This window comes from Clostridia bacterium (assembly GCA_017410375.1).
GTDB lineage: Bacteria > Bacillota > Clostridia > RGIG6154 > RGIG6154 > RGIG6154.
In genome coordinates this window covers 17,887-36,995 of record JAFQQW010000021.1, presented here as the reverse complement: position 1 = coordinate 36,995, position 19,109 = coordinate 17,887, and the positions used below count along the sequence as shown (strand labels likewise).

The window sequence follows — 19,109 nt, the reverse complement described above, 5'->3', positions numbered from 1 at the left end:
ATCCTCCTAATTACTTTAACATATATAAATTGTTATCCATACGGACAACCAAATCTTCCATTTCAAGCTCGGAAAGTGTTGCATTCACAACCGAAATATTCAGTCCGGTGCGCATCGCAATCTCATCCGCATGCATCCGCTCTCCGCTAATACATTTCAAAATTTTAACCGCGTTATCATCCAAGTCATCATAACGGCTGTCACCTAAGTCCAGCACGCCTGCATCCGGCTCGGGTGCTCTGCTTTCATCCATACGGATATCCTCATAAATATCTGCGTACTCTGCGACAATCTGCCAGGGCGAAGTCACCGCTGTTGCGCCGACATGTATCATTTCATTCGACCCGCGATAGCTCGCGTCATAAATCGAACCGGGCACCACATACACAGGTCTGCTGAATTCGCCTGCCGAGGTTGCGGTAATGGATGTACCGCTGTTTTCGCCTGCCTGTGTTACCAACGCACCATAAGACAAGCCTGCCAGAATACGGTTACGCAAATGAAAATTGCCTTTATACGCCGCCGTATCATGCATAAACTCTGTTATAACCAAACCGCCGTTTTCCACAATTTTGCGTTTCAGACCTGCATTTTCGGTGGGATAATTCAAATTAATGCCACATGGCAACACCGCAACCGTATTTTTAAAGTTACGATGCATATATGCCTCTGCACCGATTGCAAAACCTGCAACAATGGTAAACCCGGCTTTTTGAAGCACAGGTACAAAATCATCCAGTACCCGACGGCCTTCAACCGTCATACCGCGTCTGCCTACCACAGTAAAAGTTCTGCGGTTTAACAAATCAATGTTACCCCGATAAAACAAAACCGCAGGCGGATTCGGAATTTCCTTTAACAGATGCGGATACCGCTCATCCTGATAACACAAAATTTCAATGTCATCTTCTTTACAACAGTTATAGATGTACTGTGCATATGTCAAATCGGGATTCTTAAACGCTTCCTGTGCCGCAGCTGTCTTTTTACCAAAGCGCAGTTCATCCTTCCCCATTGCCAAAACATTATATGCAGAACCGTATTTTTCAATCAACTCAACCGGATATTTTGAGCCATAACCAAAAACGGTTGTGAGCCAGATATTTAATACAACCTCAGTTTCAACCATCGGAATTCCTCCTGATCGCTTCATACAGTAATACAGATCCGGCGATTGCAACATTTAAAGACTCTGCATTCCCGGGCATCGGTATTTTAACCTTTGTAACGCCTTTTGAAACCAACTCGTCCGACACACCGTGCGCTTCATTACCCAGACAGATTACGGTCTTTTGATTTGCGAAATCCACATCCGATGGAGCTGTTTTTGTATCAAGGCTACCCGTAACAATCTCAAAATTCTGCTCTTTAAATAAAGAAATCCATTCAAGATACACATTTTCACAAACCACAGGCAAATGATACATCGAGCCCATAGTTGCCCGAACGGTTTTAGGGTTATACAAATCCGCACATCCTGCCGAAAGCACAACCATATCCGCACCGAACGCATCCGCAGACCGAATCAGTGTGCCGACATTTCCGGGGTCTTTTACACGGTCAAGATACAAAACCCGTTTCATTTCAGAAACATCGGGGTTGACATGCTCCATTTTACCCACAAGAATTATTCCCTGCGGGGTTTCGGTTTCCCCAAGACTCAGCATGACCTTTTCAGAAACCACATAAACATTGTCAATACCTTTTGCCAAATCTTGCTTTTCAGGTGTAACAACCGCGGAAGAAATCAAATCCGGACGGTATGCAATACACTCCTGACAAAGGTTTACACCTTCAATTAAATATTCACCTGTCAATTTGCGATATTTCTTATCCTTCAGTTTTTTTAAATTTTTCACCAAAGGATTGGAAGGACTTTCGATGACCATTCACACACTCCCAAGCATCAATATAAATAAAACGGGCAGAGAAAAACAAAGTACCCGCCTTTCTACATGAAAAACACAGCAAGCACCTTGCTTTAAAAATAAAGAAATTTTCTTTCTCCTTTATCAATAATAATTCAGAAAATTCAATCTGTCAACACTTTTTTTAAAATTTATGCAAATATAATAGTAAAAACTCATTCCAAATCACTTGTATTTTGCAGGCGAAACGCCAGTTACACGCTTAAAAACGGTACTGAAATAATTCTGATCGGTAAACCCTAAAAGATTCGCCGCTTCCTTAATCGCCATGCCGGCCCCGATCAATTCAGCCGCTTTTTTTATTTTTATGGTGTTAAAATAATTCATAACACCACGGTTAGCATATTTGAAAAAAATTTTCTTCAAATTGGATTCGCTGGTATTACAAAGCTTCGCGATTTCCGAAACGGTCAGTTTTTTATAAAGATTATCTTCCAGCACTGCTAAGACATTCATATAATTTTTTGCACTTTGGGACTGGTGAACAGAAAGATTAGCCTTTTTTTCCATCAGAATCATCTGAATCAGACTTTCAAGCTCTGTAAAAATAAGGCTCGCATCCCGTTCCTTCCCATGCAACACGTTTGTGATTTCTATTTGACTGTTCTCGTAAGAAAACACAGTCTTTGCCTTAAGTGCAAGACGCCTTAAGCGTTCGGTCACTTCAGTATTCAGATTAAAAAGACGACCGTCAGTCTCGGGCATTTTTTCGGCATAAAAGGAGAAAATAACCACTTCGGGTGCAGTACCGCTTTCAGACCAGATGCTATGAAATTCCAAGGGTTCATGCACGACTGCGTTTCCACCCTCTAAAAGATATACGTCTTTTCCGGCGGTTATACCCACTTTGCCGCTTAAAACGCACACGATTTCCCAGAAATCATGCGTTTCGCCCGAAAAATAGTGATCCTTTTCCAAAAGGCAGTTAAAAAAAGTCAGCACAGAATGAAGCTGTACATTTTTATCCGCTTTGCACGCACTATACATATTTTCCCTCCGTGTAGCTGAATTTAAATAAAATAGAGCCAAATTCCTATTTAAATTTAAAATCAGATATAGTATAATTAAGTATATTATAAAATGACATTTTTATTTTGTCAAGTTCAGGAGTGATTTTTTATGAAAAAAAATAATGTGGCACTCGCCATTATGGCAGCAGGCATGGGTAGCCGTTTCGGCGGTTTAAAACAAATCACCCCCATGACCAACGACGGAAGAACCATCTTAGATTTTTCCTTGCATGATGCTTTGGAGAGCGGATTCAACAAATTTGTATTTATTATCAAAAAGGAAATCGAAAAGGATTTCAGAGAAGCAGTTGGTAAACGTGCCGAAAAAATGGCGGATACCGAATACGTGTTTCAGGAAAAGGATGCAAAAATTCCGTCTGCTTATCAGCATTTAATCGCTGACAGAGCAAAGCCCTGGGGTACAGGTCATGCAATCCTTTGCGCAGAGGATGCATTGAAGGATATGCCCTTTGCGGTAATCAATGCCGATGACTATTACGGCAAAAACGGTTACAAAGCACTTTACGAACACTTAACCACAAGTGATGAATTCTGCATGTGCGGATTCAAACTCAAAAACACCCTTACCGATAATGGTACCGTTGCGCGCGGTGTTTGCGAAGTGGAAAACGGATATTTAAAATCCATCACAGAGCATACGGCGCTTGACAAAAACTCCCCCTTTGCACCCGACACGGTTGTTTCCATGAACCTATTTGGTTTAAACCCCAGAATCTTTACTTATCTGAACGAAAACTTTGAGCCTTTCCTTCAGAATTTACAAAATCCCGCAAAGGACGAATTTTTCCTGCCTGCCGTAATCGATAAAGCGCTTAAAAATAACGGTGAACATTTAAAGGTTCTTGAAACAGATGACAAATGGTACGGCGTTACCTATAAAGAAGACGCCGATTATGTAAAATCGGCTTTAAAAGCCATGATTGAGAAAGGAATGTATCATGCAGACAGATCTTAATGAAATTTTTTCACATTTTGACATCGAGACCAACTTTGCACCCTATGGAAACGGTCATATCAATGACACTTATGTAACCTCCGGTAAACCGCGTTACATCTTACAGCGCATCAACACAAAAATTTTCACAGACCCGAACGGCTTGATGAATAACATTCAGCTTGTTACCAAATATCTGCGAGACATCATCAAAGCAGAAAACGGAAATCCGGATCGCGAAACCTTAACAGTTGTGCCTACTGTAGACAATAAGCCTTACTACAGAGCTAAAGACGGAAACTGCTATCGCCTTTATATCTTTATTGAAGATACGGTTACTCTGCAGCAACCCGAAAACCGCAAACAGCTCGAAGCAGTGGGCAAAGCGTTCGGCAGATTCCAGAAGCAGTTAAAAGACTTCCCCGCCGAAAAGCTTGTGGAAACCATTAAAGATTTCCATAACACCCCCAAACGTTTTGAAGATTTTAAACAAGCGGTAGAAAACGACGCATTTGGCAGAGCTGCATTTGCAAAGGAAGAAATTAAGTTCGCGTTAAGCCGTGGTGAATCCTGCGGAATTATTCACGAAGGCATTTTAAACGGCTCTATTCCGCTTCGCGTTACCCATAACGACACAAAAATCAATAATGTGCTGTTAGAACCCGAAACCTTTTCTCCCGTTTGCGTAATCGACTTAGATACTGTTATGCCCGGTTCTATGCTGTATGACTTCGGCGATGCGCTTCGTACCGGCGGTACACCTGCTGCTGAAGATGAACAGGATTTAGATAAGGTTTACTTTGACTTAAGACTGTTCAAATCCTTTGCCCAAGGCTTTTTAGCAGAAACAAAGGATTCTATTACAGAAAGCGAATTCAAACTGTTGCCCGAATCCGTTAAAATTTTAACCTATGAATGTGGTATTCGTTTCTTAGGTGACTACTTAAACGGCGATACATATTTTAAAACCAAATACGCAACCCACAACTTAGACCGTGCAAGAACGCAGTTTAAGCTGGTTGCGGATATCGAAAACAAACTTTCCGAAATGCATTCCGTATTGGAAAGCCTTTAAAATATCAAATGAACAGGAGCGGTTTTAATGCAATTGATTTTATGTGACAACTATGCAGACATGTCTGAAAAATGTGCCGAAATTTTTGCCGAACAAATCCGTACAAAGAAAAACAGCGTATTGGGTCTTGCAACCGGCTCTACACCTATCGTTGTATATGAAAAGCTTGCAGAGCTTTATAAAAAAGGCGAGCTTGATTTTTCAGAAATAACCACCTTTAATTTAGACGAGTATTACCCCTTAGCGCCCGATAACGACCAGAGCTATCATTATTTCATGAACGAACATCTTTTCAGCAAGGTCAACATCAAGCCTGAAAATACAAACATCATTGACGGACTTGCCGATGACCCCAATGCCGAATGTAAAGCTTTCGAAGAAAAGATTGCTTCAACAGATGGAATTGACTTACAGCTTTTAGGTGTAGGCGTAAACGGTCACATCGGTTTTAACGAGCCGGATGATGCCTTGATTGCAGATACGCACATCACGGACCTTACCCAAAGCACCATTGAAGCAAACGCCCGTTTCTTCAATGATATTTCGGAAGTGCCCACCAAAGCACTCACCATGGGTATCGCGTCCATCTTAAAATCCAAAAAGATTGTAATCTTGGCAAGCGGAAAATCCAAGCATGAAGCGGTAAAAGCGATGCTGAACGAAAAAATCACCACCGCCACCCCCGCAACCATGCTCAAAGTTCATCCCGACGTTATCCTCATCTGCGATAAAGAAGCTTATAACGGTTAAACAAAATGCCCCGTTACCAAAATGGTAACGGGGCATAAATTTTTTTATAATGTTCCGCAATACAAAATTGTACCGGTATATTTGTTCATAACAACAGCTGCGATTTCACCTAGCACATCCTTATCTGTAAATCCAAAATTCACGACAAACACACTATTATCTACACAATCATATACAATCGGATGATAGATCTCTTCCAAACTCCAGTATGCACCACAGTTTTCATCTACTGCATTTTTAGCAATGCCAACTGCGCGCTCATAAGAAATACACGTTCTGTCTTCTTCCGCCATAGGATAAATGCCTAAAGGAAACGGTGCCGAACACCCATAATTCCACTCAAAATAATCCTTATTTCCTTTAACAAATTTTGAATTACCGTCTTTATCTACCGTCCCGACCGTAATCTCTCCCCTGTATATGTTTCGGGTATCACACGAATTCTTATTCGCAAACGCGAAAATCACTATTGTTTCAAGTGCAAGTGCAACAACCAAACAACATATCAGAATATTCTTTTTCATATCATTCACTCCTATAATAAAATTATTTAATATCTAAATCTGATGCCAGCACTTCGGAAGCATAATTACTGATTGCAGGATAGCCTTCCTCAAATTTAATCCAGGTGTTTCCGCTTAAAACATACTTCACGCTGTTGATATAACGCGCGTTGTCGGACAAAGTTAACGAAGATCCGTCATAAACCAGGCAATCGCCTTCTTGTTCATTTTCAATATCAAAAAATGCCACTTCTGTGCGGTTGTCGCGTGTCGCTTCTTTGTAAATGGCATAATGCTTTTGTGTTACATCCGGAAAAGCGGGATACCCTTCAATTTTCCAAGATTCCTTTTCCTCGTATGGTACGGTGTAAAAATCGGACGTGCTGATTGTTTCAAACTGATTAGCAGTAATAACACCTTCATCAAGCAAATTTTCTGCGACTGTTTTGCCATTTGCTGTAACCACATTCAAGGCACGGGATGCAATTGCTGCCATATGACCGCGTTTTAAATCCTGCACGTCATAAAAATCTGTATTAAAACCGACTTTTTTAGCGATTTCACTCGCATTTTCCAAAGTCAGTGTTTCCCCCTCGTAACTGTCATATCCCATCGCACGAAGCAACATTACCATAAACTGCGGTGCAGACAATTTCTCTTCCGGAGAAAATGTAGTTTCGCTTGTTCCTTTGGTCAAGCCTTCTGAATACGCATACGAAATGTTATCAAACGCCCAATGACTTTCGTCCACGTCCGAAAAAATATTCATTGTCTGTGCTTGGCTTGCGTTTTCCTCTTCGCCAATCATACGAAGTAACATTGTAATGCCCTCGGCGCGGGTTAGATTATCAAATAACATCAAATCTTCGCCATTTCCCTTTATTAAGCCAACCTGTTTCATTTTTTCTGCCATTTCACCGGATGTTGCCGCAATATTTTCTTTAGGGGCTTCAAAATATTTATCATATGCCAACTTAATATTAGATTCCACATAAAGAGGATTCAATGACATGATTTTTACATGATTTTCCCGCAGTTGCTCCAGCATGATGGTATACATATCTTCTACGCGATACAAACTGCCGTTATCTAATTTGAATGTAATCGTGGAAGCATATCCAGGATAGCGGAGGTCGTCTCTTCCGCAAACATAAGGAATTGCATAATCAACACCATCTGCTTTAATGTACAGATACAGTATTTTCCCATGACGAACAAAACATGCTTTTTCGATATTGTTTAATCCTTCAAATACTTCTAACTTTGAAATTTCCTCCACAAAAGAAAATGTATTGTAACTATCATAATAGGATACTGGATTCACCACATTTAGCTTTTCATCGTCAATCCATGCTGTGGTAACAGGACCCCAAACCAAATCACCTGTTGAGGTCATCTGCCCACCCATATATATGGGCACTTCCCAATAACCTTTTTCTCCTATCAGCAAATCAAATTCTCCGTTTTGAGCATAATGAATCGCATCATAAAGCGTATAATAATTATGCTTTTCTGTTCTATTCTCACAAAAATCTACCACATAAGTAAAATATATATATTCATATGCAACCTTTGTTTTATCACCATATTGAGTACGAGCACTCGGGAATTTTTTCATCATGTATTGCCAAAGAGGGTATTCGTCAATCGTACTATTTGATATTATATTTTTCACATTTGTCTGCACCTCGTCAGGATAACTAAACAAAAATTGCTTAGTAATTTCATCCTTTAGTGTTACAGCAGACACAGGAACATATAAGGTTATAATCAAAGCACCCAAAAGAAACATTGATAAAACTTTTTTCATCATTCCCATCCTTTCTGATTAAATTATATCAAACACAAAACATGCTGTCAACCCTCACGGCACAAGCGTTGCGTTTCAAGGAACAAACGTTTATAATATTTAGTTAAAAGAGAAATTCTTGCATTTTCATATCAAATGTGATATACTCAAAACAAAGGAGGCTTAAATGTATGAACACACAGTATTTTAAATATGTCATCGAGGTCGAGCGCACCCGTTCCATTACCCAGGCGGCAGAAAACCTTTACATGGGTCAACCGAACCTGAGCCGTGCCATTAAAGAGATTGAAGAAACTTTAGGCTTTCCTATTTTCGAGCGCACCACAAAAGGCGTTGTGCCTACCGCCAAAGGTACTGAATTTTTGACCTATGCGCATAACATTGTTCAGCAGTTAGAGAAAATGAGCCATCTGTCTATTCAGGATGTAAGTGATGCGCAGGTTTTTAATGTGTCTATTCCCCGAGCCAGCTACATTTCTGATGCTTTGGTTTCCTTTTTAAAAACGTTAGACCCAAGCCAGACGGTAGATGTTGACCTGCAGGAAACCAATTCCATGCAATCTATCAGTAACGTGGCAGAGGGCAGACACAATATTGCCATCATCCGCTACCGCTTAACCAACGAGCGTTACTTTGAGGACTATTTAAACACCAAAAAGCTGACTGCCGAAACGGTGTGGGAATTTGAAAGACGGATTATCACTTCGGTAAACAACCCCTATCTTACAGACGGCTTACTGCACCAGGAAGATTTACAAAACTGCATCGAAATCGTGCACGGTGATACCATTGTGCCTTATCATCAGCCGGGTCAGCAAAGTCAGACCAAAAAGCCGGTTAAAAAATTCCACTTATACGAGCGCGGAAGCCAGTTTGAAATATTAAGCAGTATTCCCCATTCTTATATGTGGACCTCGCCTATCCCGAAAGCACAGCTTGACCGTTTTGGTCTTTGTACTGCAAAATGCACCAAGCCCGGCAAAAAATACAAGGATGTCTTAATCTATCAGGAGGGTTATAAACTCTCTGAGTTGGATAAAAAATTCTTAGATGAAGTTTACGAAGCGCAAAAAAGAGTCATGACCGAAGAATAGACATGTAAATTTCGCATGCCCTTATATCAAAATTGAATGATCACCCCTTTTTCGGGGGTGATTTTTTATACTTTTACGCTTTTTCTCTGTTTTTTCAGTATTTTTTGTTTAGGTCATATCAAAAGTGATATGACGAAATGACAAATTTATATTTCAAATTTATGCAACCGTTTGGTATAATGATACCGAAGCAAGAAATTTCCAAATCTTGTAAGGAGGCATTTTAAATGAATGACAAAAGAATGACAGTAGACAGTATTGAAGCCTTGGAAAACGCGCTTGAAAATTTACGCAAAGCGCAGAAAAAATTTGCGACCTATTCCCAGGAACAAGTAGACAAAATCTTCTTAGCGGCGGCAACAGCGGCAAACAAAGCTCGTATTTCGCTTGCAAAGCTTGCGGTTGAGGAAACCGGTATGGGTGTTGTAGAAGACAAGGTTATCAAAAACCACTATGCAGCTGAATACATTTACAACGCATATAAAGACACCAAAACCTGCGGTGTAATTGAAGAGGACAAGGCGTTCGGAATTCAGAAAATCGCAGAGCCTATCGGCGTTATTGCGGCGGTTATTCCTACAACCAATCCCACTTCTACTGCAATTTTCAAAATTCTTCTGGCACTTAAAACAAGAAATGCTATTATCATTTCCCCGCATCCGAGAGCAAAGAATGCTACTGTTGCGGCGGCAAAAATCTTACTGGAAGCGGCGGTTAAAGCCGGCGCGCCCGAAGGCATTGTGGACTGGATTGATGTACCGGGACTGGATATGACCAACACGGTTATGAAAGAAGCGGACATCATACTCGCAACCGGCGGTCCGGGTATGGTTAAGGCAGCATATTCCTCCGGCAAGCCCGCTCTTGGCGTAGGCGCAGGCAACACCCCTGCAATTATAGATGACACAGCGGATATTCTGCTTGCGGTCAATTCCATTATCCATTCTAAAACTTTTGATAACGGCATGATTTGTGCTTCCGAACAAAGCGTTTTAGTACTTGAAAACGTTTACGATGCAGTAAAGGCAGAATTTGCAACACGAGGCTGTTATTTCCTGAATCCGGAAGAAACAGAAAAGGTACGCAAAACCATTTTGATTAACGGTGCGTTGAATGCTAAAATCGTAGGACAATCCGCCCATAAAATTGCGACACTTTCAGGCGTAGATGTTCCCGAAACCACAAAAATCCTGATTGGCGAAGTGGAATCTGTTGAGATTTCCGAAGAGTTTGCCCACGAAAAGCTCTCCCCTGTTCTTGCAATGTATAAAGTCAAAACCTTTGAAGAAGCCCTTCAAAAAGCTGAACAGCTAATAGCAGACGGCGGATACGGACATACAGCATCGGTATATTTAAATCCCGGACTTGCAAAAGATAAATTTGATGCTTTCTGTGCGCGGATGAAAACCTGCCGAATCTTATTAAACACCCCCTCATCGCATGGCGGTATTGGCGATTTGTACAACTTTAAGCTGGCTCCCTCGCTGACATTGGGGTGTGGCTCCTGGGGCGGCAACTCGGTATCCGAAAACGTAGGTGTTAAGCATCTTTTAAACATTAAGACGGTTGCAGAAAGAAGGGAAAATATGCTGTGGTTCAGAGCTCCTGAAAAGATTTATATCAAAAAAGGCTGTCTGCCTGTGGCACTTGACGAGTTAAAGACGGTTATGGGCAAGAAAAAGGCTTTTATTGTAACCGATTCCTTTCTTTATGAAAACGGTCACACAAAGGCAATTTGCGATAAATTGGATGCGCTTGGCATCCAACACACCACTTTCTTTGAAGTGGAACCCGATCCAACCTTAGCATGTGCAAAAGCAGGCGCTGAGCAGATGCAGGCCTTTAAGCCCGACACCATCATCGCACTTGGCGGCGGTTCTGCAATGGATGCGGCAAAAATCATGTGGGTGCTTTATGAACATCCCGAAGCAGATTTTATGGACATGGCAATGCGCTTTATTGACATTCGTAAACGTGTATACACATTCCCGAAAATGGGAGAAAAGGCGTATTTCATCGCAATTCCCACCTCGGCAGGTACCGGCTCTGAGGTTACCCCCTTTGCGGTAATCACCGACGAGCAGAGTGGTGTAAAATATCCTTTGGCGGACTACGAACTTTTGCCTAACATGGCAATTGTGGACACCGATTTACACATGACAGCACCCAAAGGGTTAACTGCAGCATCGGGCATTGATGCTGTGACCCATGCAATGGAAGCTTATGCTTCTATGCTTGCCACAGACTACACAGACGGGTTGGCATTGCAGGCGCTTAAAATCATTTTCAAATATCTCCCCCGCGCTTACGAAAACGGTCTTACCGATGTGGAAGCCAGAGAAAAAATGGCAAACGCGGCAACAGTTGCCGGTATGGCATTTGCCAATGCATTTTTGGGCGTATGCCACTCCATGGCGCATAAATTGGGTGCATTTCACCATCTGCCTCACGGTGTTGCAAACGCGTTGATGATTAATGAGGTTGTTCGTTTTAACGCTTCCGAAGCCCCTGCAAAAATGGGCACATTTTCCCAGTACGACCATCCGCACACCCTTTCGCGCTATGCCGAAATTGCAGATGCCTTGGGCTTGGGTGGTAAAGACGATAACGAAAAATTAGAAAACCTGCTTCAGGCTCTTGATGCGCTTAAAGAAAAGGTTGGCATTAAAAAGACAATACAGGATTATGGCATTGATGAAGATACATTCTTAAAATCTCTGGATGATATGACGGAGCAGGCATTTGATGATCAGTGCACAGGTGCAAACCCAAGATATCCCTTGATGCGTGAAATCAAGGAAATGTATTTAAATGCTTATTACGGAGGGAAACGAGCATGAAATTAGAAACCATTATTGCAAAAAGACCTGATAAAACCATTTATCGTGTAGGTGACAAAGCGGTTAAGGTATTTGAGGAAAACTATTCCAAAGCCAACATTTTAAACGAAGCTTTAAATCAGGCGCGCATTGAAGAGACAACACTTAATGTACCAAAATTGTTGGAAGTAACCAAAATTGACGGCAAATGGGCAATTGTTTTAGAATATGTAGAAGGCAAAACCCTTGCTGAGTTGATGGAAGAAGATCCCGAAAACAAGGATGTTTATATTCAGCGACTGGTTAAAGTGCAGGCTGACATTCTTTCTATGCGAGTAAGCATGCTGAACAAATTAAAGGATAAAATGCATGCAAAAATCAATTCTACCGATTTAGATGCAACTACGCGGTACGAGCTTCACACCAGACTTGACGGGATGCCTAAGCACAAAAAGGTATGTCATGGAGATTTGAATCCTTCCAACGTGATTATTACTCCCGATGACAAGGAATATGTGATTGACTGGTCGCATGTGACACAAGGCAATGCTTCCGCAGATGCGGCGCGCACCTACCTTTTGTTCTGGTTAAAAAAAGACATTCAGGGTGCGGAAAAATATTTAAACGCTTTTTGTCTGAAAAACGACATTGCAAAACAGTATGTACAAAAATGGATTCCGATTGTAGCAGCATCTCAGCTTTCTAAAGGCAAAGAAGAAGAACGGGAGTTTCTGCTTAGCTGGATTGACGTTGTCGATTACGAATAAACAAAACAGAGTGCAAAAAAGCAAGCAATGGAGCGGAATCCTCGATGGATTCCGCTCCATTCAACATCTGTTCAAACCGGAGATTCTTCGCTTCGCTCAGAATAACAAATAGTTCTTTGCTTGCGGTTAAGCGACTTTTTCGACAGTCTGACAGACCGCCTAAAATGGCGGTCTGTTTTATTTTAAAGCATTTGTTTTGCCTGCTTGCGGTAATCCACGGGCGAAACGCCGTAATGCTTTTTAAAAGCTTTTGAGAAAATGAACTGATCGGTATAGGACAGTGCAGAAGCCGTCTCGCCTACCGACATACCATGTTTTAAGCATTCGACAGCATATTTCATGCGTATATCCGTTAAATATTCCTTCATACTCATGCCGGTTTCTTTATGAAAAATACGCGAAAGATAGTTTCGGTTCAAATTTACAATTTCGGCAAGGTGTTCAACCCGGATGGGCTGATTAAAATACAACTCAATGTAGTTTTTGATTTTTAAAACCGGATTGTCTGCTTCTTTATCTTTAAAAGCTTCCCGGTACAGAGAAAAAAGTCCCGAGGCTAAATGTTCTTCCTGTAAGGAATCTAAAGAAAACACTTTAGACATGTTTTCAAAAACATAAGACGGACAAGAAAAGACATGCTCCATTTCATGAAAGCGCCTGCTCATTTCCCCGTCAAAAATAATCCAGTAATAGTGCCAGGGGTTCTTTTCATCGGCGGTATAAATGACATCCTCATGCGGTCGTTTGATAAAGGCTTGCCCTGCAGAAATTTCATAGGTTTTATCACCTGCAAAAAGTGTTCCTTTGCCCGAAATCACATAATGAATCAGCAAGTAAGACGGTGATTCGCCATTTGAGGAATGTCCGGGCGGACAGATGTGTTCCCCGAAAACCAGCGGATTCAAATCCTTAAAATGTTTGTTTTGCAGTCTTGTTGTTCTGTTTAGCTCTTTCAACTCACTTCACCTCAAGTCACATTTTAACATAAACAAGTCACAAAATGCAATAGAAAACAGAATATTTTTTTATTATAATGAAAATAAGAATAAAAAAGAAAGAGGGATTAAAATGAAAAAAAGTGTTGCGTTACTTCTGGTCGTTTGCTTTTTGACATCTTTACTTTGTATTCCTGCGTCTGCAAGCGATGAAACCACTATTTTCATCAGAGGTAATGATTTTAAAGAGAGTCTTGGAACCTGGCGCATTTTGAACGAAACAGACAAAGGGGCCATGTTGGAGGTTTTAGTCGGAACGCCGGACAGGAAGCCTGAAAAAACAGAGCCTGCCACCCTTCGGTTTGAAGCACCGAATCCCGGCACATATACTCTTTGGGCATTAACCCGCGATTTTACCGAAGCACCCGATACCAGATACTGCAATATTGAAGTAAACGGCACGCTTCTGGACACAAAAATCGGAAACACCGGCTCGAATACATGGAGCTGGATAAAAGCCGGTACAGTGGAGTTGAAACCCGGAGAAAATATTCTTAAGATTGCTGACACCGGTGCATACTGGGCACGCGTACAGGGGATTATCCTTTCCACAAACCAAGGCTTAACGCCACCCTCCGACCACGCAGGCATGAAGGCTTTGCTTGATGCAACCGATATAACCATTATTGATACGTTGGAAAATCCGCTCACTTTTAAGGATGATAAGACGTATATTACCGTAACACCTGACAATTTCGGCGAGCTTGGCACCTGGACGAAGGTTGGCGTAAATGATGCAGGCGGTTATGTGGATTTTTACTTAAAAGGTAAGAGTGACAGAAACACCGCACCGGCTTCCGCAAAAACAAAAATTGTCATTCCAAAAGACGGAAACTACAAATTACATTGCTTAAGCCGGGATTACACATCAGAGCCGGGGTCCCGTTATTTTGATTTTAAACTCGGTACAACGGAATACACTTTCGGAGCGCATACCAATGACGGCTGGTTTTGGGAAACCTCGGATTTTATTCCGATTTTTGGCGATGAATATGAATTAGAACTTGTGGACAGTTCAGCACACTATGCAAGATGGTCCATGCTGATTATTACAGATGATCCGGATTTTTCGCCTATTGATACTCCTGAGGCGTTTAAATATCTGAAAAAGAATAATTACAAAGACGGCATGTATGAAGCACCTCAAAAATCCTCTGTTCCGGATGCTGACAGACCGGATAGTGAGATTGCGGTTAAATTAAACGGAGAATATATGCACTTTGATGTAGATCCTTTACTGATAAACGACCGTACCATGGTACCTTTCCGTGCCATTTTTGAAGCATTGGGATGTACAGTTTCATGGGATGACGAATCTCAGACTGCAACCGGATATCGAAACGGTACACCCATCCGTCTTACTATTGACGACACTCAGGCGCAGGTTAAAGACAAGTCAGTTACACTGGACCAGCCTGCAACCTTAGTAAATTCCAGAACAATGGTTCCTCTCCGCTTTGTTTCGGAAGCTCTTGGAGCATCTGTTGACTGGAACGGAAACACAAATACAGTAACCATTTTAGCGACAATCCCCGAAGAAATGCTGTGGTTCAGACCTTCCTCTTTTACAGAGCTTGGAACATGGACATTTGATTTAAACGCAACCGGTGCCTTTGAAACCACTGCTTTCCAAGGCCTTGCAACCGGCTCAACCATTAAAGATGCTGACGCTTCCAGCGCTAAGCCTGCAAAAGCGGGATTTGAAATTACAGACGGCGGCGAATACAATGTATGGGTGCGCTCCAGAGACTTTTCCACCAATCAGCAGGGCGACAGATTTTTCAACGTTGGCATTGATGACAAAGTTGTTTCACACAAATTCGGTACCCACGGTGGTGACGGTTACAGATGGGCAAAGGCACCTGAAAAAGTAACACTTACACCCGGTAAGCACACTTTATCCTTAATTGACAGCTCGGGCTTTTACGCAAGATGTGATTCTATTTTGTTGTGTAAGAGTGACACCTTCCTGCCTCCCGAAAACTTTACGACCTTAAAAACAATGGCTGCTCCCGTATCTATGGTCAACAAGGCGGTTCTGGCATTCCCGAAATACGCGACCGAACAGAATCAGCCCACCGAATCGGCTGTTTTAGAAAATGATAAGGTTAAGGTTGTATTTTATAAGGTTCCCACCTCTAAAGGTCAGGTTGTGCAAAACGAAATTTACAGCAAAGCCCCTGACGGCAGTTGGGTTATGACTAATGCAAGAAATGAAGAGCTCGGACACTATGTTTTGCGTGCAGACAAAGCTAAAAGCAACGGTGCTTCTGATTTGATTTCGTTTGAAACAACACGCAATCTGCCCGACGGAACAAGCGAACATTATTTCGGTTTAAATCCATATCAGGCGGGAAACGGCAAATGGTATGTACCCACCGATTACACACAAAACGGAAATTACGTAACATTATATTTTGGTGAAGAAAACGGTGCTACACTTTCCTCCACATGGACTTTAGATGAAACAGAAGCTCCTTTGGTCAGTGTAAGCATCACAGCAAAGGATGATGGTTTTTATTCGGTTGCTTGCTGGGAAGGCGGCGATTTCGGGTACGAAGAGTTTACCGATGCAGTTGCGCCGTTCCGTACCATCGAAAAACGAATTCACGACGAAATCAGTCTGATTTCCGAACAGTTTTTGTTTACACCTATGGGGTGTTATACTTTAGCTGAAAACAACAAATATGGTGCTTTGCCCATAACCAAAGGTGTTGTGGTTGAACCTGACTACATACCGCTTCGCTGGATTCGTCCCTTTAATAATCTGTTTGGTATCAACATGAAAACGCCGAGCAATACCTTTAAGGGTACACTTTTCGCACCGCTTTTGGGCAGCGAAGCATCAAATCTTTCGGCAGGCGAAACACATACTTTAAAATACCGTGTCATCAGCTCGGTTTCGGATTGGTTTGAAAATTACAGATTCATCACCGAAAGCTTATATGATGTGGACGATTACCGTCAAAATACCTATTTTACGTTGAATGATGCCATTTTCAACACCAGAAACTTAATGCTTGACGATAAGCAAAGTGGTTGGGATAACGAAATGAAAGGGCATTATAATATGGAATCGGTTACAACCGTTTCAGAAGCTAATCCTATGATTGCCCTGCAGGCATATCTCCTTTCCGAGGACGAAGAAATGCTCGAAAGAAGAGCTATTCCAACTTTAGCGGCATTTTTAACCAGACCGTCTCTGCATTTTAACAACGGTACAGTAAAGTTTGGCTCTAACAGTAACTGGGAGCGAATTGAAAAAGATCCGGATGTCATCGGTACACCGCGAAACGGATACAATTTAAACGTTACAGCCGGCTTGTACGAAATGACGAGAGGTAACGTTCCTTACCTTTACAGTATAGGTTTGGAAAAAGGCAAAAGAGGCGTTGTGAACGAATACGGCTCGGTTGCAAACTTCTCTAACGATTTAAATCTTTATATTTTCACAGGTGACAAACAGTATTTGGATAATGCCATTGAAAAAGCGGATACATTTATAGAGAAAAATGTATACAGCACTTCGGAAACTTTGCCTGCATGGGAATCGTTTATTTATATTTCCTACTATCCAAACATCGCATCCTTAATGGATATTTACGATGTGACAAAGGACAAAAAGTATTTAGACGCGGCGGAACATGTGGCGCAAAAAATGTTAACCGCGTTATGGGTTCCCGGTATTGACGGTGAAAAACGCAATACAGAGCTTATGACAAACGACATTGACCATCCCGAGATGGTTGTGCACGTTGGTGGCGGTATTGAATACAAAGAATCCGAAAGTATGTTCTGGTATGATGACAAACATTATCGTGTAGGCAGTGAACGCGGTGCAGAAGGGTTTAACACACCTTTGCGCGAAAAGAAAGCCTTAAAGCCTGCGTGGATTTCCTCAAGAGTCGGCTTAGGTCTTGAACAAAGCTCTACCTTTGACAGAGATTCTGCTAACATCATCATGCAATATTGGGCAGGTGATTTTGTGAGACTTTCCGCATACACCGGCAATGACATTTACGAAACCGCTGCAAGAAATGCGATTATCGGCAGATTCGGCACATATTCGGGCTATTACCGCACATTCTACTCTGACTACGAACAGTTCCCCGAGTATATGTACGAAGGTCCTGACTTCACGTCCATTTACTGGCATCATATTCCGCCATTCCTGGCAATGCTGGAAGAATTCTTAATTTCCCAGACCATGGCATGGTCTGATGGCAACATCAGCTTCCCTGCTCTGCGCCAGCAAGGATATGCTTACTTCAACTCACATCAATACGGTCATGCGCCGGGCACATTCTACGGTGAAGACAACATGTGGCCCTATCTTGCAGAAAACACGATTGATTCCGGCAATCTTCAGATTGACTGGATGGCGGCTAAAAAAGACGGATTGTTAGGCGTCGCCCTCATGAATGAGAGCAACAAAGACGTCACAACCACCGTTTCACTGCTTGAAGGCATTCCTGGCGGTACAGCATACAGCGGTAAAGCAACCTTATTCAACGAAAAAGGCGAAAAATCCGGAATTACGGTTACAGACGGCAAATTTGATGTAACTGTTCCTGCAAAGGATCTGGTTGCTGTAACCATTGCATTGCCCGATATCAAAGCACCTGCATTTGCAAAGAGCAGTTATACTTTAGACGGCACTTATGAATTAGGTGCAACCGTATCGACACATAAATCAGGAAAAGGGTATGTTCTGCAGATTCATCCCGAAAGTTATTATGCTTATGTTTACATCACAAGCTTACCTAAGGATGTGAAATCTGTAACACTCACATACACTGCAGACGGCAAAACCGAAAGTGCTACAACCACCCAGTACCCTTATGAATTTATTGTTAAGGTTGAGAATGCCGATTCGGAATTCAAATACACCATTGAAGCAGAAACAGTTTCAGGCGAGAAAAAAGATATGGGCGGCAGTATGCTGATGACCCGTGCGCTTTCTGATGAAAAAGAAATTAAATTCACTGAAACGGCTGAATCTGAAGAAGCAGAAGCTGTTGAAATGCCCGAATACAAAGGGTCATTAACAAATTTTGATCCTTTTGACCTGAAATACACCTTCCAGGGCTCGAAAGTTCCGCTCAACAAAATACGTTTTGTGGTTAATAAGTCCGCAATTCCAGTTTCCTGTACTGCACAGGACATGACCGGACTTCCCGTTCGTGGTGTTCTGAAAGACGGCGACAAGGAAATTAAAATAGAAACATTTATTACTGATGTGGAAAACCGGGACGAAGCATCGGTTACAATTGTAATTGAGAACCCGTCAAACGTCCCCCTTTCTAACTATGCTACATCCGATAGCGGATCATATAAATTCGAGCTGAAAATTTATCCTGCAGAAAAATAAATAAAAAAAAGAACCACTTTGTGGTTCTTTTT

At 41.8% G+C, this 19,109-nt stretch carries 13 protein-coding genes; 7 read left to right on the top strand and 6 right to left on the bottom strand.

The genetic code is table 11. The annotated features are described in order from the left end of the window. Positions 1 to 10: 10 nt before the first annotated feature. The 3 genes from IJE10_03035 to IJE10_03025 form a co-directional block, all read right to left on the bottom strand. Positions 11 to 1,129 carry a DNA-processing protein DprA gene (locus tag IJE10_03035; GenBank protein MBQ2967083.1) on the bottom strand — a complete coding sequence of 373 codons (1,119 nt, stop codon included), beginning with the start codon at positions 1,127 to 1,129 and terminating at the stop codon, positions 11 to 13. Continuing rightward, positions 1,122 to 1,889: an RNA methyltransferase gene (locus tag IJE10_03030; protein MBQ2967082.1), complete on the bottom strand. Its 768-nt coding sequence runs from the start codon at positions 1,887 to 1,889 to the stop codon at positions 1,122 to 1,124. The genes IJE10_03035 and IJE10_03030 overlap by 8 nt, the downstream gene beginning before the upstream one ends. A 204-nt stretch (positions 1,890 to 2,093) precedes the next feature. Further along, positions 2,094 to 2,915 (bottom strand): AraC family transcriptional regulator, encoded by an 822-nt coding sequence (locus IJE10_03025; GenBank protein ID MBQ2967081.1) that lies wholly within the window; start codon positions 2,913 to 2,915, stop codon positions 2,094 to 2,096. Positions 2,916 to 3,047: 132 nt separating this feature from the next. Here IJE10_03025 and IJE10_03020 point away from each other — a divergent pair, with 132 nt between their 5' ends. Genes IJE10_03020 through nagB form a run of 3 tightly spaced genes read left to right on the top strand, consistent with a single transcriptional unit; the run spans position 3,048 to position 5,718 of the window. After that, positions 3,048 to 3,914: a nucleotidyltransferase gene (locus IJE10_03020; GenBank protein ID MBQ2967080.1), complete on the top strand. Its 867-nt coding sequence runs from the start codon at positions 3,048 to 3,050 to the stop codon at positions 3,912 to 3,914. After that, positions 3,898 to 4,968 carry an aminoglycoside phosphotransferase family protein gene (locus tag IJE10_03015; GenBank protein ID MBQ2967079.1) on the top strand — a complete coding sequence of 357 codons (1,071 nt, stop codon included), beginning with the start codon at positions 3,898 to 3,900 and terminating at the stop codon, positions 4,966 to 4,968. Before IJE10_03020 ends, IJE10_03015 begins: the two co-directional genes overlap by 17 nt. 27 nt (positions 4,969 to 4,995) lie before the next feature. After that, positions 4,996 to 5,718: a glucosamine-6-phosphate deaminase gene (nagB, locus tag IJE10_03010; GenBank protein ID MBQ2967078.1), complete on the top strand. Its 723-nt coding sequence runs from the start codon at positions 4,996 to 4,998 to the stop codon at positions 5,716 to 5,718. A gap of 44 nt (positions 5,719 to 5,762) precedes the next feature. Here nagB and IJE10_03005 read toward each other — a convergent pair whose 3' ends face one another. Both IJE10_03005 and IJE10_03000 read right to left on the bottom strand, forming a co-directional pair. Then, the gene (locus IJE10_03005; protein ID MBQ2967077.1) at positions 5,763 to 6,242 is read right to left on the bottom strand and encodes a hypothetical protein; all 480 of its coding nucleotides are present in this window, start codon (positions 6,240 to 6,242) and stop codon (positions 5,763 to 5,765) included. Between the two features lie 22 nt (positions 6,243 to 6,264). Further along, the gene (locus IJE10_03000; GenBank protein MBQ2967076.1) at positions 6,265 to 8,031 is read right to left on the bottom strand and encodes an S-layer homology domain-containing protein; all 1,767 of its coding nucleotides are present in this window, start codon (positions 8,029 to 8,031) and stop codon (positions 6,265 to 6,267) included. 170 nt (positions 8,032 to 8,201) lie between these two features. On the opposite strand from IJE10_03000, the gene IJE10_02995 reads away from it, so the two are divergent. From IJE10_02995 to IJE10_02985, 3 genes are all read left to right on the top strand, one after another. Beyond that, complete coding sequence (locus IJE10_02995; GenBank protein ID MBQ2967075.1) at positions 8,202 to 9,125, top strand: LysR family transcriptional regulator; 924 nt, start codon at positions 8,202 to 8,204, stop codon at positions 9,123 to 9,125. A 227-nt stretch (positions 9,126 to 9,352) separates the two neighbouring features. Next, a complete protein-coding gene (adhE, locus tag IJE10_02990; GenBank protein ID MBQ2967074.1) occupies positions 9,353 to 11,965 on the top strand; it encodes a bifunctional acetaldehyde-CoA/alcohol dehydrogenase in 2,613 nt (870 codons plus the stop codon). Beyond that, positions 11,962 to 12,711 (top strand): phosphotransferase, encoded by a 750-nt coding sequence (locus tag IJE10_02985; protein MBQ2967073.1) that lies wholly within the window; start codon positions 11,962 to 11,964, stop codon positions 12,709 to 12,711. Before adhE ends, IJE10_02985 begins: the two co-directional genes overlap by 4 nt. 182 nt (positions 12,712 to 12,893) lie before the next feature. Here IJE10_02985 and IJE10_02980 read toward each other — a convergent pair whose 3' ends face one another. Continuing rightward, complete coding sequence (locus IJE10_02980) at positions 12,894 to 13,667, bottom strand: AraC family transcriptional regulator (GenBank protein MBQ2967072.1); 774 nt, start codon at positions 13,665 to 13,667, stop codon at positions 12,894 to 12,896. Between the two features lie 112 nt (positions 13,668 to 13,779). Here IJE10_02980 and IJE10_02975 point away from each other — a divergent pair, with 112 nt between their 5' ends. Continuing rightward, on the top strand, positions 13,780 to 19,077 hold the full coding sequence (locus tag IJE10_02975) for a copper amine oxidase N-terminal domain-containing protein (GenBank protein MBQ2967071.1): 5,298 nt from the start codon (positions 13,780 to 13,782) through the stop codon (positions 19,075 to 19,077). The last annotated feature ends 32 nt before the right edge of the window (positions 19,078 to 19,109 follow it).